This is a genomic window from Actinomadura sp. GTD37, assembly GCF_041951365.1.
Lineage (GTDB): Bacteria > Actinomycetota > Actinomycetes > Streptosporangiales > Streptosporangiaceae > Spirillospora.
Genome location: NZ_JBGNUS010000001.1, coordinates 511310 through 525776, shown reverse-complemented (window position 1 = coordinate 525776; position 14467 = coordinate 511310). Strand labels below are relative to the sequence as shown.

Annotated in this window: 15 protein-coding genes; 8 read left to right on the top strand and 7 right to left on the bottom strand. The window is 71.8% G+C overall.

Annotated elements, in window-relative coordinates; translation table 11 throughout:
• Positions 1–6: 6 nt before the first annotated feature.
• Complete coding sequence (locus ACA511_RS02575; RefSeq protein WP_375022377.1) at positions 7–1659, bottom strand: tetratricopeptide repeat protein; 1653 nt, start codon at positions 1657–1659, stop codon at positions 7–9.
• 74 nt (positions 1660–1733) lie between these two features.
• Between ACA511_RS02575 and ACA511_RS02570 the strand changes: the two genes are divergently transcribed.
• A complete protein-coding gene (locus tag ACA511_RS02570; protein ID WP_375022376.1) occupies positions 1734–2591 on the top strand; it encodes a helix-turn-helix domain-containing protein in 858 nt (285 codons plus the stop codon).
• Positions 2592–2597: 6 nt separating this feature from the next.
• Here the strand turns inward: ACA511_RS02570 and ACA511_RS02565 are convergent, their stop codons facing one another.
• Positions 2598–2966: a YrdB family protein gene (locus tag ACA511_RS02565; protein ID WP_375022375.1), complete on the bottom strand. Its 369-nt coding sequence runs from the start codon at positions 2964–2966 to the stop codon at positions 2598–2600.
• Between the two features lie 19 nt (positions 2967–2985).
• Between ACA511_RS02565 and ACA511_RS02560 the strand changes: the two genes are divergently transcribed.
• Positions 2986–4116: a 50S ribosomal protein L11 methyltransferase gene (locus ACA511_RS02560; RefSeq protein WP_375022374.1), complete on the top strand. Its 1131-nt coding sequence runs from the start codon at positions 2986–2988 to the stop codon at positions 4114–4116.
• Between the two features lies 1 nt (position 4117).
• On the opposite strand, the gene ACA511_RS02555 is transcribed toward ACA511_RS02560, so the two are convergent.
• Positions 4118–4972, bottom strand: a complete 855-nt coding sequence (locus ACA511_RS02555) for a helix-turn-helix transcriptional regulator (RefSeq protein WP_375022373.1) — start codon at positions 4970–4972, stop codon at positions 4118–4120.
• A 103-nt stretch (positions 4973–5075) separates the two neighbouring features.
• Here ACA511_RS02555 and ACA511_RS02550 point away from each other — a divergent pair, with 103 nt between their 5' ends.
• A complete protein-coding gene (locus ACA511_RS02550) occupies positions 5076–5852 on the top strand; it encodes an alpha/beta fold hydrolase (protein ID WP_375022372.1) in 777 nt (258 codons plus the stop codon).
• A gap of 80 nt (positions 5853–5932) precedes the next feature.
• Here ACA511_RS02550 and ACA511_RS02545 read toward each other — a convergent pair whose 3' ends face one another.
• The gene (locus ACA511_RS02545; RefSeq protein WP_375022371.1) at positions 5933–6316 is read right to left on the bottom strand and encodes a nuclear transport factor 2 family protein; all 384 of its coding nucleotides are present in this window, start codon (positions 6314–6316) and stop codon (positions 5933–5935) included.
• A gap of 74 nt (positions 6317–6390) precedes the next feature.
• Here ACA511_RS02545 and ACA511_RS02540 point away from each other — a divergent pair, with 74 nt between their 5' ends.
• Together ACA511_RS02540 and ACA511_RS02535 are read left to right on the top strand one after the other, a co-directional pair.
• Complete coding sequence (locus ACA511_RS02540) at positions 6391–6846, top strand: MarR family winged helix-turn-helix transcriptional regulator (RefSeq protein ID WP_375022370.1); 456 nt, start codon at positions 6391–6393, stop codon at positions 6844–6846.
• Positions 6847–6922: 76 nt separating this feature from the next.
• Positions 6923–7432 (top strand): GNAT family N-acetyltransferase, encoded by a 510-nt coding sequence (locus tag ACA511_RS02535; RefSeq protein ID WP_375022369.1) that lies wholly within the window; start codon positions 6923–6925, stop codon positions 7430–7432.
• Between the two features lie 125 nt (positions 7433–7557).
• Here the strand turns inward: ACA511_RS02535 and ACA511_RS02530 are convergent, their stop codons facing one another.
• Positions 7558–8886, bottom strand: a complete 1329-nt coding sequence (locus ACA511_RS02530; protein ID WP_375022368.1) for an MFS transporter — start codon at positions 8884–8886, stop codon at positions 7558–7560.
• 129 nt (positions 8887–9015) lie between these two features.
• Here ACA511_RS02530 and ACA511_RS02525 point away from each other — a divergent pair, with 129 nt between their 5' ends.
• Both ACA511_RS02525 and ACA511_RS02520 read left to right on the top strand, forming a co-directional pair.
• Entirely contained in the window at positions 9016–9999 is a 984-nt protein-coding gene (locus tag ACA511_RS02525) for a LysR family transcriptional regulator (RefSeq protein WP_375022367.1), read from the top strand.
• A 31-nt stretch (positions 10000–10030) separates the two neighbouring features.
• Entirely contained in the window at positions 10031–10573 is a 543-nt protein-coding gene (locus ACA511_RS02520; RefSeq protein ID WP_375022366.1) for a sugar O-acetyltransferase, read from the top strand.
• A gap of 65 nt (positions 10574–10638) precedes the next feature.
• Here the strand turns inward: ACA511_RS02520 and ACA511_RS02515 are convergent, their stop codons facing one another.
• The gene (locus tag ACA511_RS02515) at positions 10639–11055 is read right to left on the bottom strand and encodes a nuclear transport factor 2 family protein (RefSeq protein WP_375022365.1); all 417 of its coding nucleotides are present in this window, start codon (positions 11053–11055) and stop codon (positions 10639–10641) included.
• 148 nt (positions 11056–11203) lie between these two features.
• Between ACA511_RS02515 and ACA511_RS02510 the strand changes: the two genes are divergently transcribed.
• Entirely contained in the window at positions 11204–11770 is a 567-nt protein-coding gene (locus ACA511_RS02510; protein WP_375022364.1) for a PadR family transcriptional regulator, read from the top strand.
• Positions 11771–11782: 12 nt separating this feature from the next.
• Here ACA511_RS02510 and dnaB read toward each other — a convergent pair whose 3' ends face one another.
• On the bottom strand, positions 11783–14428 hold the full coding sequence (gene dnaB / locus ACA511_RS02505; RefSeq protein ID WP_375022363.1) for a replicative DNA helicase: 2646 nt from the start codon (positions 14426–14428) through the stop codon (positions 11783–11785).
• Between the last annotated feature and the right edge of the window lie 39 nt (positions 14429–14467).

Genomic DNA, 14467 nt, shown 5'->3' with positions numbered 1-14467 from the left:
CCAGGGTCAGGAGGAGGTCAGCGCCTCCAGGCGGGTCGTGGCGTAGTTCCTCATTTTCTCATCGTTCAGACGGTCGGCGACGTCGCGGGCCTTCTCGTACATGGCGACCGCCTCGTCCTTGGCACCGGTGTCCCGGAGGCATCCGGCGAGCTTGCAGCGGGTCCAGCCCTCCATGAGACGGTCGCCGTGCTCGGTGGCGATGCGCAGGGCGCTCTCCAGTGCTTCCCTGGCCGCATCGAAACTTTCCCGTCCGCGCGCGGACTCGCCGAGGTCGTACCACGCCCAGCCCGCCCCGCCGTGGTTCCCGATCTCCCGCGCGGCCTGGGCGGCCCGCCGGTACAGCAACTCGGCGTTCTCGGGCTCGTCCTGCGCCAGCGCGCAGCGCGCCCTGCCGGCCAGGGCCTCATGCTGGATGTCCGGATGCTCCCGGGACGCGGCCACCCCCGCGTCGTAGCGGGCGGCGGCGTCCGCGGCATCGCCGCGCCGCAGCGCGAGACTCCCGAGGTTGCACAGGTTCCATGCGCGCAGCACGGTGTCGCCGACCTCCTCGGCGATGGCGAGCGCCGCGGCGAACGCCTGCCCCGCCGCGTCGTACTCGCCCCGTCCGTGGCGGCAGACGCCCACCCCGTCCCAGGCCCAGCCCTCGTCCTGGCGTGCCCGGACGGCGGCGGAGCCGTCCCGCGCCTCCTCGAACAGCGTCTCGGCACGGTCGAGCCTGCCCGAGTAGCGTGCGGCGTGCGCCTGGTCCAGCAGGCTGCTCGCCGCCAGCGCGGCGTCCCCGGCGGCGACGGCGATAGCGTGCAGGCCGAAGGCGATGCCCTCGGCTCGGGCGTGCTCGTGCGCGTCACGCGCGTCCTGGTAGGCGGCCTGGAGCAGGTCCACCTGCGGACGGTCCGCCATCGCCTCGCGCAGCGACCGGACGGACGGGCGGGCCGCGGGGTCCTTGGCGAGCGCCCGGCCGACGATGCCACGCAGCCAGCCGGGAACGCCGGATATATCCGGCTCCACGTTGAGGATCTGGTTGATGATCGCCGGTGTCGAGTCCGCCGCGAAGCACCGGCGGCCGGTCGCCGCGTAGGCCATGACCGCGCCCCAGCCGAACACGTCCGCCGCCTCGGTCGGCCGCCTGTCCGCCAGGAGTTCGGGAGCGAGGTAGCACCACGTGCCGATCGGCCTGGTCGTGATCCGGGTCCGGTCGATGTGGTGGGCGATGCCGAGATCGATGAGCACGGGCTCGCCGCCCGCGATGATGATGTTGGCCGGTTTGACGTCCCGGTGGATCAGATCCGCGGCGTGGAGGGCGTCCAAGGCCCGCGCCAGGCCGAGGCCGAGCCTGCGGAGGCCGTCCTCCCCGAGCGGCCCCTCCGCCACGACCGCGTCCAGGGGCCGCCCCTGGACGTACTCGGTGACCAGGTAGGGGGACGGGCCCGCCAGGTCGGCGTCGACGAAGGCGGCGACGTGCGGGTCGTCGACCTTGCGCAGCGCGGCCGTCTCCCGCTCGAACCTCCGGGGGCCGTCCTCGCTGTAGAAGGTGATCCGGTTCATCGTCTTCAGCGCGACGACCCGGCCGTCCGGCGCCCGCCCCAGATAGGCGGTGCCCATGCCGCCCTCGCCCAGTTCGGCCAGCAACTCGTACTTCCCGAACCGCTGTGGGTACATCCGCGGCCCCCGCCTCCCTCACCCGGACAAGTGCGGACAACGGTAACCCAGCGGCCGCGGATAGCCTCGGCGGCATGGCGCGCACCAACGAGCTCGGCGAGTTCCTGAAGTCGCGGCGCGCTCGACTGCGCCCCGGGGACGCCGGCGTCCCCGCGTACGGGACGCGGCGGCGCGTGCCCGGCCTGCGGCGCGAGGAGCTGGCGCAGCTCGCCGGCGTCAGCGTCGCGTACTACATCCGGCTCGAACAGGGGACGGCCGACGGCGTGTCGGCCGAGGTCCTGGACGCCGTCTCGCGCGCGCTGCGGCTGGACGGCGACGAGCACGCCCACCTGCACCGCCTCGCGCACCCGCCGCACCGCGCGGCCGTCGCCGGACCGCCGCGCCCGCGGGCCCCGCTCCAGCACCTGCTCGACTCGATCACGCAAGCGCCCGCGTACATCGTCGGCCACTGCACGAACGTCGTCGCGTGGAACCGGCTCACGGCCGCCGTGTTCGTCGATCTGGCGAACGTCCCGGCGGACGAGCGGACCTGGTCGCACCAGATCCACCTGAACGACGACTACCGGGCCCGGCTGGGCGACAACTGGACGACCGTGGCCCGCCGGAACGTCGCCTATCTACGCCTCCGTGCCGGGCAGGACCCGGACGACCCGCGCCTGCGCGCGCTGATCGACTCCCTGCGGGAGCGAAGCCCTGAATTCGGTCGGATGTGGTCGGACCATCACGTCACCGATCTGACGCACGGCGAGGCGCGCATCGACCACCCGCAGGTGGGGCGGCTCGTCCTGCCGTTCGAGACCCTGCATCTGCCCGGCGACCCCGACCTCAGCCGCCTGATGCTCTACGCGGCCGAACCAGGCTCGCCCTCAGAGGCGGCGCTACGGAAACTGTCCGAGACGTCCACGCACCTGTCCAGCGCGGACCTCGCTTAACGGTGCTCAGGTGGCGGTGCGGAAATGGGCTTCGCGGTCCAGTGTCGCTAGGGCGGTGTTGAGCACGACCACCACGGCGAACACGATCGCTACCGTGCCGTGCTCCACGCCGTAGAACGCCAGTGCGCCGGCGCCGAAAACGACGGCCTTCACCAGGAGGACGAACGGCAGTGCGACCTTGAACCGGGCGCGCGGCGCGGCGAACAGGCCCCACAGCACGATCGCGGCCGCCGGCGCGCCCAGCCCAAGGACGATGTTGAGGAGCACGTTGCCGCCGGTGGTGACACCCCACCACGCCAGCGCGACGATGGCCGCCACCTCCAGCAGGAAGGCGAGCCCCTCGTTCGCGGCATGCAATGCCCCAGGTAGACGCACGCCGGATACGGTACTCGGTGTGGACGAGATCTCCTGGCGGGAGGGCGGCCGGGACCATCGCGTCCGCTGGCGGTCGGAGAACGGCGCGCCGCCGCCCCGCCGCGTCGTGGTCGCCGACGACGAGACCCGCGCGGACGACGCCTACCGGCTGGCGTGCGAGGGCACCGCGCTGCTGTGGCGCGGCGACTTCCAGAACGCGCGGCAGCTCCTCACCGCGATGGCACGCCGGATCGACCGTCCGCCCCGGCGCAAGAAGGGCAAGCAGGAACCGTCCCAGGTGCAGGCGTTCCACCTCTACCGGCAGGCACGGGCCCAGCGCGCGCGGACGCTCGGCATGCTGCTCGTGCCGTTCGACCCGGGACACGTCATCCCGCTACGCCGCGCACCTTCCGTCCAGGACGCCTGTACGGAGGTCTACGGGCCGGACGACCATGCCTACGTCACGTCACTGCGTGAACTGCTCGGGCTGATCGGCGCGCATGAATGGCGTGCGAAGGGCGTGCCCGTCCCCGCGTTGGACGGCGACCGGATCCATCCTCATTACGGGGTCTTCTCTCCGGTCAGAGGGGAGTACGTGGACCTGGTCGCCGAAGCGCCGCTTCCGCCGACGAAGACGGCGTTCGACATCGGAACCGGCACGGGTGTCCTGGCAGTGGTGCTGGCCCGTCGCGGCGTGGAGCGCGTCGTCGCCACCGACCTCGACCCGCGCGCGCTTGCGTGCGCCCAGGAGAACGTCAACCGGCTGGATGTGGCGCAACAGGTCGAGGTCGTCCAAGCCGACCTTTTCCCCGAAGGACGGGCCGGGCTCATCGTGTGCAACCCGCCGTGGGTGCCCGCCAAGCCCAGCTCGCCCCTCGAACACGCCGTCTACGACCCGGACGGACGTATGCTCCGCGGTTTCCTCGGCGGCCTCGCCGACCACCTCGAACCGGACGGCGAGGGCTGGCTGATCCTGTCCGACCTGGCCGAACACCTCGGCCTCCGCTCCCGCGACGACCTCCGCGCGCTGTTCGAGGCGTCCGGCCTGGCGGTCGCGGGCAGGCTCGACGCCAAGCCCGTCCACCCGCGGGCCGCCGACCCGGACGACCCGCTCCACGCGGCCCGCGCCGCCGAGACGACGTCCCTCTGGCGGCTGACCCCCTCGCCCTGAGTCAGACGTGGCTGCGGTGGGCCGTTTCGGGCCCTATGACGCGGAGGAGGGCGAGAGCGTCGGCCGTCGCGCTGCCGGGGGGCGGGGTGAACGCGACGAGGCGCTGGTCCTCGGCCGGCGTGAGGAGGACCTCCGCGTCGAACTCGATCGGCCCCACCTGGGGGTGCAACACCCTCATCCGGCTGGTGCGGCGGACGGCGACCTCGTGGCGCTCCCAGTGCCGGCCGAACTCCTCGCTCGCCTCGCGGAGCCGCCGGACGAGCGCCCGCGCCGGTTCGTCGGCGCCCCGCCGGGTGACGGCGGCACGCAGGTCGGCGACGTGCAGGCGGCTGTAGTACCCGTGCTCCTCCGGCGAATACGCCTCCCGGACGAACGGGTCGGTGAACCACCGCCACACGATGTTGCGGTCGGGCCCTTCCACGGTGCAGACGCAGCCGAGAAGTGATTCGGCCATGGCGTTCTGCGCGAGCAGGTCGCCGAGGTCGCCGATGATCTGTGCGGGCGTCTCGTCCAGCCGGTCGAGGAGGTGCAGCAGGCCCGGCCGGACGTGCTCGCCCGCGAACGGCCCGGCGGGCGGACGGTGCCCGGCGAGGACGTACAGGTGGTCGCGCTCGTCCCCGGTCAGCCGCAGCGCGCGGGCCAGCGCGGCGAGGATCTGGGCGGACGGCTGCGGGCTGCGCGCCTGTTCGAGCCGCATGTAGTAGTCCGCGGACATGCCCGCGAGCTGCGAGACCTCCTCCCGGCGCAGCCCCGGCGTGCGGCGCCTCGGTCCCGCCGCGAGACCGGCGTCCCGCGGGCGCAGCCGCTCCCGCGAGCGCCGGAGGAAGTCGGCGAGGTCGCGGCGGTTCATGTCCATGCCCCAATGATCCGCGCTCGCGGCGCGGTTGAGACTGGGACCGCCTGTCCTAGCCAGAGCGGTCCGCTCCTCATCCCGGCCGCGTTCCGGCAGCGTCGGGGGCATGACGAACCTGACCGTTGGAAACGCCCGGATCACCTACCGGACGCGGGGCGCCGGGCCCGCCCTCGTCCTCGTCCACGGCGCCGGCCCCGGCTCGATCATGTGGGACGCGCTCGTCGACCGCTTCACCGACCGCAACACCGTGGTCCTGCCCGACCTCGCCGGTTCCGATCCCGCCGGGGACGACGGCGCGCCGCTGACCGTCGAGGCGCTCGCGGCCCAGGTCATCGCCGTGATCGAGGACACCGGCGGCGGCCCGGTGGACCTGGTCGGCTTCTCGCTGGGCGCGCCGACGGCCGCCGCCGCGGCCGCGCTGCGCCCCGATCTCGTCCGGCGCCTGATCCCGATCGCGGGCCTCGCGCACGCCGGGGACGAGTACGTCCGGCAGCTGTTCACGCTGTGGCTCTCGCTCGCCGGCAGCCCCGAGGGGTTCGGGCGGCTGGGCACGGTCGCCGCCTACAGCCGCCACTTCCTGAACCGGATCGGGCATGACGCCGCCGAGCAGTCGCACGGCTTCATGCGTCCCACGGACGGCATGCTGCGCCAGCTCGACCTGGTGCGGCGGCTCGACGTCCGGGCGCTGCTCCCGAAGATCGAGGCGCCGACGCTGGTGGTCGGCTGCACTCTCGACCAGACACTCCCCGTCGAGAACCACCGGGAGGTGGCCGCGCTCATCGAAGGCAGCGAGTACACCGAGTTCGACAGCGGGCACGTCCTGATGGCGGAACGTCCGGACGAATTCGTGAAGCTCGTCCGGGACTTCCTCGACCGTCCCTAGCGGACGAGCAGGCGGCCCGTACCCGCCTGCGCGCGCGCTCAGCCGACCTCGCTTCTCCCTACGGGCAGAACGGTGCGTTCTCAGGCATTCGCGACCTCCCAGATCGGCCGGGCCTGGACTCGCGAGATGCGCCAGCCGTCCCCCGTCCGGGCGGCCTCCAGTTCGTAGCGCTCGCCCAGCAGGCGCGGACCGGCCTCGTGCGCGAAGACGACGAGGAGGTTCGCGCCGATCGCGGCCTTGTCGCCGTCCACGTCGATGAGCGGATCGGTGATGAAGTGCTGGGTCGGCACTGTGTGGTTGCGGCGCGCCTGCTCGATGAGCGCGCCGACGCCCTTCGCGACGCCGCCGGGGGTGTGCGCCTCCGCGTCCTCGGTGAACAGGGCGCGCCCGTCGCCGGGGCTCTTGTCGTCCAGCCACCGCCCGAGGCGGCTGACCAGCGTGGACAGCTGCTGCAGATCGTCCATGACCACTCCAATCGTTGGCTCAACCAACAATATGACATTGTTGGCCATGCCAACAACCCCCTAGACTGAGCGGCATGATGACGGCCGACGCACGGACGCCCGCCCGCCTCCGGAACGCCCCGAGCTGGCTGATCAACCTCGTCTCCGCGCACAGCCACCGGCTGGTCGGCGCCGGCTTCGCCGCCGCGGGCGCCCGCGGCTACCACTACCGGCTGCTCGCGGCCCTCGACGAGTACGGCCCGGCCAGCCAGGCGACCCTCGGCCGCACCACCGGGATCGACCGCAGCGACGTCGTCGCCGCCCTGAACGAACTCGCCGCCAAGGGGCTGGTCGACCGCTCACCCGATCCGTCCGACCGGCGCCGCAACATCATCACGCTCACCGCCGGCGGCTCCCGCCACCTCCGGGAGCTGGACGAGGTGCTCGCCGGCATCCAGGACGACCTTCTCGCGCCGCTCTCATCCGCCGAACGCGAACAGCTCACCGGCCTGCTCACCCGCCTCGCCGACCACCACGCAAAGGGCCGATGACCCGATCGCGTCCGCACGATCGCGTCCGCACGTGACCCGGTCATAGGCTCGACCCTTCTCTCGAAAGGAGCCGCGTATGCCTCCCGCCATCCGTCTCGTGGAGCTTCCCCCCGCCGCGATGACCGCGCTCCTGGACGCCGACCTGCCGCGCGCCACCGCCGCGACCGGAATTCCCCTCACCGGCTACTTCACGACCGACGAAGCGAAATCGCTCTGGAGATTCCGCCTCGCCCAGATCGGCCGCGACCCGTCCCACGCACCGTGGATCGTGCGGGCCGCCGTCGCGGAACCGGAAGGGCAGGTCGTCGGCCACGCCGGCTTCCACGGGGCGCCCGAGGACGGCACGGTGACGATCGCCTACTCCGTCGACCCGGCCCACCGCCGCAAGGGCTACGCCCGCGCGATTCTCGCCGCCCTGCTGGAACGCGCCGCCGCCGAACCGTCCGCCACGACCGTCCGCGCCACGATCAGCCCCGACAACAAGGCGTCCCTCGCCACGATCGCCGGCCAGGGCTTCACCTACGTCGGCGAACAATGGGACGAGGAAGACGGCCGCGAACTCATCTTCGATCGCCCCGCCCGCTGACCGCGCCTCCGCGGCCGGGACGACTCGTGTCCATGGACAACGCGACCCGGGAACACGACTTCGCCTGATCTGCACCAAGTCCGGCGGCCGACGGGAACACCCCGCGCGGCCGCCGGTGAGTGCCTTCAGGTGCGGGCGGGGTGTTGCGGGGAGTCATGCGGCCGGACCTGTGCGGTGACGGGGTCGGGCATGTGCGCCCGCTTCGGCAGCAGGAGCGGGGTCGCGAGCAGCAGCACCCCGGAGATCGTGATCGCGGTGAGCGGGCCGGTGAACGTCGCGATCACGCCCCAGACCACCATCAGCGTGGCCTGGGCGAGTTTGCTGCTGATGCTCCACGCGCTGAGCACCCGCGCGACATGCCCGGAAGGCGTGCGCCGCAGGCGCTCTGCCGCGCTGAGGGGGTTGAAGACGCCCGCGCTGGTGATCAGCAGGGCCTCGACGGCGATCACCGTGAGGAGCCCGGGGACGCCGGGGCCGGTGAGCGCGAGTCCGAGGGGGAAGACCGAGCGCAGCCGGCCGGAAACGATCATGACGCGGTAGCGGCCCCAGCGGGCGACGAAGCGCGCGCAGAGGCGGGCGCCGGCGAAGCCGCCGAGCGCCGGAACCCCGAAGGCCAGCCCGTACTGCCAGGCGGGAAGGCCGTACTGGCCCAGCAGGAGGACGGCCATGAGCGGGCCGCACGCCATGATCAGACCGTTGACCGTCATGGTGTTGAGGAAGAGGCGGCGCAGGGCGCGGTCGTGGAAGATGCGACGCCAGCCGTTCAGAAGGTCGGCGGCGCGCATCCTCCTGGCCATGTCGCGCGGTGACGCCATGTCGCGCGGTGACGCCGTGTCGCGCGGTGACGCCGTGTCGCGCGGTGACGCCGTGTCGCGCGGCGACGCCGTGTCGCCTCCGCGGATGCGGAGGACCCCGAATGCGGAGAGCAGGTAGCTGACCGCGTCGGCGGCGACGGTGACGACCGGGCCGAAAACGCCGATGAACGCACCGCCGAGAGGCGGACCGGCCGCGGTCGCCATCCAGCTCGTCCCCTCGAACCGCCCGCTCGCGACGAGGAGATGGCGTGCGTCGACGAGGTGCTTCAGGTACGCCCCGGACGCGGCGGCGAAGGCGATGCCCGCCGTTCCGCAGACGACCGACACGACCAGCAGCTGGCCGTAGGTCAGCAGGCCGACGAGGTACGCGACCGGGACGCTCGCCATCGCGAGGAAGCGGACGAGGTCCATCGCGACCATCACGGGACGCTTGGCCCGGTGCTCCACCCACGGCCCGATCGGGACCGCGACGACCGCGGCGACGGCCAGGCCGGCGGCCTCCAGGACGGAGACGGCGAACGCCGACGAGTGCAGCACCCCGACCGCGATGAGCGGGAACGCCCCGAAAGCGATCCACGTGCCGTACGTGCTGACGGCGTACGCCGACCACAGCCACCTGAAGTCGGACCCCAATCTCACGCGCACATGGCTCCCCTCCGACAACCGGCGGTTTGGACGTCCGCAGCACATCAGCACTGTTCACGCGGGATCAAACAACCGGACCATGGCAAGCCACAACTCCTAGTTGTGCATGCCTAAGGTGAACCCGTGGACACCGAGGCATTGCGATCGTTCGTCCGGGCGGCCGAGCTCGGGCAGCTGCAACGCGCGGCCGATGAGCTGGACGTGACGCAGCAGGCGGTCTCCAAGCGCATAGCCTCCCTGGAGCGCGAGCTGGAAGTCCGCCTTTTCACGCGTACCGCCCGAGGGGTCGAGCTGACGCTCGACGGGCAGGCGTTCCTGCCCCACGCCCGGAGCATCGTCGCGGGCGTCGAGCGCGCCGTCACCGCCGTCAGGCCGGGCTCCCGGGCCCTTCGGATCGACGTTCTCGGCCTGCGAAGCGCGCAGGCCGTCGTCCTGCACGACTATTGGCGGTCGCATCCCGGAACCGACCTCGACGTGGTGACCCTCAGATTCGACGACCCGCGCGCGGCGGTCGCCGCCATCGAAGCGGGCGATATCGACGCCTCGTTCCGCACCGTCACCGATCCGGCCGCGCTGCCGTCCGGATTGCGGATGATCCCCGCGTTCGACTCCCCGCTCGAACTGCTGGTCGGCCCCGGTCATCCGCTCGCGTCCGCCCGCAAACTGACGCCGACGCAGCTGCGCGGACACCGGATATGGGTGCCGGGCATCGCACCCCGAAGCGAATGGGGCGAGTTCTACGACCAGCTCGCCACCGAATTCGACCTGCGCATCGACGCGGCGGGCCCGCATTTCGGAGACGAAGTACTCCTGGACACCCTCGCGGAATCCGCCGACGTGGCCACCCTCATCGGAGCACGCGACCGGTATATCTGGCCGACGAACCACGACCTGCGGCGCATTCCCGTCGTGAATCCGACCCTCGCCTACCCGCTCTCCCTCATCCTCCCCAGCACGAATCCACACCCAGGGCTCCGTGGAATCATCACCCACCTCGAAAGCCTGCCAAGCATTCCAGAGCCGGTCTGGCGCCCCTCTTGGGCAGCAACGCCCCGGCACCGCGTCAGCGGCATCGGCATCGCGAATGCGCGCAAACGCCAGCCCTGACTACCGCTCAGTACACAGAAAGGATCGCGGCGTGTACAGCGACCGTCTCATGCGCATTCACAGCGCCGAATTCCAGGCCATGTCCGAGCGGGTTCTGCGGACCACCGAACTCACCTCCCGCCTGAACGTCCTGCCCTTCGACGACGAAGCGGGCAAGGCCCGCCTGTTCGAGCGGATTCTCGGCAGGCCGCTGCCGGGGAGAGTCACGATCTATCCGCCCTTCTACACCGACCACGGCCTTCACCTGGACCTCGCGGAGCGCGTGTTCATCAACCAGAACTGCACGTTCCTGGACTACGCGGGCATCCGGCTCGGCGAGCGCGTCATGGTCGGGCCGAAGGCCACGTTCATCACCGTCGGCCATCCGGTCGATCCCGGGGAGCGACGCGAGTGGCTGACCGGCGGGCCCATCGACGTGGCGGAGAACGTGTGGATCGGCGCCGGCGCCACGATCCTGCCCGGCGTCGGCATCGGCCGCGACTCGGTGGTCGCCGCCGGCGCGATCGTGGCCGACGACGTCCCGCCGGCGACCCTGGTGACCGGCGGTAAGGCGACCACGCAGCGACAATGGTGAGAAGAGGCCGCTAGTCCGACGGGGGCCGGGGTTGCGGAAGAACACGGGCGAGCCGCCGCGCGGGCCTACTGCGGCTCCGTCACCCGAGTCTGCGCGGCGGTGGCCTCGCGCTCGATCTGGTCGAACTCCGCGCCCATCGCCTCGGCGAGCGCCTTGGCGGCCGAGAGCGGACGCACCATGACGGTGAGGTCGTCGATCAGGCCGTCCTCGTCGAGGTGCAGGAAGTCGCACCCGTGCACCTGGAGCCCGTTCACCGTCGCCTTGAACATGAGCGCGTGGTCGCGGCCGTCCGCACCGACGATCTCCCGCACGTAGTGGATGTCCTGGAAGACCCGCGCCGCGCCCCGCACGATCGCGGCGGTGATCGCCTTTCCCGCGTAGGGCTTGAACACCACCGGGCTCGTGAACACGGCGTCCTCGGCGAACAGCGCCTCCAGGGCCGAGACGTCGCCGGCCTCCACGGCACGTCGGAACGGATGCATGGGAGCTCCCCCGATAGGAAACTTGTTGACTAGGTGCGAATGACACTAGGCGGGGCCTCGGCCGCTCGTCCAGGGAGACGCGACGTGCGGATAGTCACAAAGTTGATTAATGGCGGAAGCACCCAACACCGCCGCTACGCTCGGAGCCATGTCGCTGCGCAACGCGGTCCTGGCCACGCTCCTGGAGGGCGAGGCCTCGGGATACGACCTGGCGAAGAGCTTCGACGCCGGGGTCGCCAACTTCTGGATGGCCACTCCGCAGCAGCTCTACCGGGAACTGGACAAGATGGCGGTCGAGGGCCTGATCCGCGCACGCGTCGTCCAGCAGGAGCGCCGCCCCAACAAGCGCCTCTTCTCCCTCACCACCGCAGGCCGCCGCGCCCTCCACGACTTCACCGCCACCCCGCCGCGTCCCGGCGCGATCCGCGAAGAGCTCATGGTCCAGGTGCAGGCCGTGGACGCGGGCGACACCCGGGCGGTCATGAACGCCATCCGCGAACGCATGACCTGGGCCGAATCCAAGATCGCCCGCTTCGAGCGCCTCCGCGCCCGCATCCTGGACGGCCGCACCGAGGACGAGCACCTCGCCACCGCCGGCCGCATCGGCCCCTACCTCACCCTCATGCGCGGCCTGGCCTTCGAACGCGAGAACCTCCGCTGGTGCGAACAGGCCCTCGCCATCCTCACCCGCCGCACCACCCACAGCCCCCGCTGAGGCGCCGGACGGCTACTGGGCCATGTCGACGAAGCGGCTGTAGTGCCCCTGGAACGCGACGGTGACGGTGGCGGTCGGGCCGTTGCGGTGCTTGGCGACGATCAGGTCGGCCTCACCCGCACGCGGCGACTCCTTCTCGTAAGCATCCTCACGATGCAGCAGGATCACCATGTCCGCGTCCTGCTCGATCGATCCCGATTCGCGCAGGTCGGACACCATGGGCTTCTTGTCGGTTCGCTGCTCGGGGCCTCGGTTGAGCTGCGACAGCGCGATGACCGGGACGCCCAGTTCCTTGGCGAGGAGCTTCAGGGAGCGGGAGAACTCCGAGACCTCGACCTGGCGGCTCTCCACGCGCTTGCCGGACGTCATCAGCTGCAGGTAGTCGATGATGACGAGCCGCAGGTCGTGCTGCTGCTTGAGACGCCGGCACTTCGCGCGGATCTCCATCATCGACATGTTGGGCGAGTCGTCGATGAACAGCGGCGCCTCGGCGACCTCGCTCATGCGGCGGGCGAGGCGCGTCCAGTCCTCGTCCTGCATGGTGCCGGAGCGCATCGCGTGCAGCGCCACCCGCGCCTCGGCGGACAGCAGCCGCATCGTGATCTCGTTGCGGCCCATCTCCAGGCTGAAGAACGCCGAGGTCAGACCGTGCTTGATGGACGCCGCGCGGGCGAAGTCGAGCGCGAGCGTCGAGTTGTGCGTCGGGACGCAGGACCGCCCCGCCAGGTACATGTGGTCGTCGTTGTCGACCTGGACGCACCGCACCGGCACGCTCTCGACGGGCCGCACATCCACGATGTGGCGGACCAGCGCCTCCGGAGGCGCACCCGTGCGCTGCCGGGCCGCTTTGCGCGGCGACCGGAACACCGTCCCGGCGGGCGTGAAGCCGATCTCGTGCGCGCCCTCGATGGCGGGACCGGGCCGCTCGGCGTGATGGCCGAGGCCGAGGACGAGTTCGCGCACCCCCTCGGCGAGCCGCGGAGCGGAGAAGACCAGGTCGACGCGCCCCTCCGCGGACACGTGCCCGCCGACGTCGAGCAGCCCCGCCAGCAGGGCGCGGCGCTGCGCCGCGGATGCCCGCAGGTAGCGCGACGGGACGTGCCTGCCCTCCAGCAGACCGAGCGAGCCGAGGTGGCGGCGCAGCCCCGGCAGCAGGTAGCAGCCGGGGATCGGCTCCGGGACGACCTCTTGCCCCGTCGCGACGATCTGGGTGATGACCTCGCCGTCCAGGCAGGTGATACTGCCGTCTCCGTCCTCTCCGGCGCCGAGCCACACGCCGAGGACATAGGGGTCGACGGGTAGATCGGCCTCGGGCAGGTCGAAGGCGGCGGCGACCTCCACGGCGTGGACGGAGCCCCCCTGGCCGCGCAGGCTCGCGAAGATCTCCTCGGTCGTCGTGATCCCGGGCCGGTCGGCGGACGGAGTGGGCGTCGCCCGAACGGCCTGCGGCGCGAGGTTCACGACGCCGTGACGGCGGCCCCCCGGCCGTTCGGCGCCGACCCGGCCGAACTGGCCGGGGCATCGCCGGCCGGACCCCCGGCGCGCCACGTCCACACGCAGGGCATAACGCCCGCCCCGCTGGGCGCTCCCTGTCGCCGCCGAGTGGACGGGCCTGGTCAAGGAGAACTCGGCATCCCCGACGCCATCCGGATCGGCTGCTCTGGCGCGGGCTTCCTCACCGGACCCGATCTCGTCTGCGCGCGGGCCACTGCTCATCCCCGGCTCGGCCCTGCCTCGCTGCCCCAAGTGGTGGGACGCGGCCTGGCCGGAGGAGGGCGTGATGCGCCACTGGTGCTGGGCGTCGGCGACGATGACCTCGCCGTCGGAGAACTCGACCTCGTAGCAGGGGCGATCGTGCATCACGTCGGTCGCGGCGACGACACGGGTGGGCCTGCCATCGGCCCCGATCAGGTGGTCGCCGACCTCCACCTCGCCCATCGTCGTCCACCCTGCGGGGGTCGGCAGCGGCGTGCCGAGCCCGAGCGCCTTCCCCATGGCGGGACGGGCGGCGACAACGATCATCTGGCCGGGGTGGAGGCCGTTGGTGAGGGCGTCGAGGTCGGCGAAACCGGTCGGGCAGCCGACCATCTGGCCGCCGCGGCTGCCGATGGCCTCGATCTCGTCCAGGGCGCCGGGCATGATCTCCGACAGGGCGACGTAGTCCTCGCCGGCGCGCTTCTCGGCGATCGCGAAGACCTCGGCCTGCGCGCGGTCGAGGACCTCGTCGGCGTCGGCGCCGTCGGCGGCGTAGCCCATCTGGACGATGCGGGTGCCGGCCTCGACGAGCCGGCGCAGGATCGCGCGTTCGTGGACGATCTTCGCGTAGTACCCGGCGTTGGCCGCCGTGGGCACCAGGGAGATCAGAGTGTGCAGGTAGGGGGCGCCGCCGATGCGGGCGATCTCGCCGTTCTTGGTGAGCTCGCCGGCGACGGTGACCGCGTCGGCGGGGTCGCCGCGGCCGTAGAGGTCGAGGACGACGTCGTAGATGATCTGGTGCGCGGGGCGGTAGAAGTCGGGGGTGCGCAGCAGTTCGACGACCTCGGCGATGGCGTCCGGGGAGAGCAGCATGCCGCCGAGCACGCCCTGCTCGGCCGAGATGTCGTGCGGCGGGGTGCGTTCGAACTCGTGCTCCTGTGGTCCGATGTCGGCCACGCTCACCGTGCACCCCCTTCGTCTCGGTCGCCGGCGCCCCGTCCG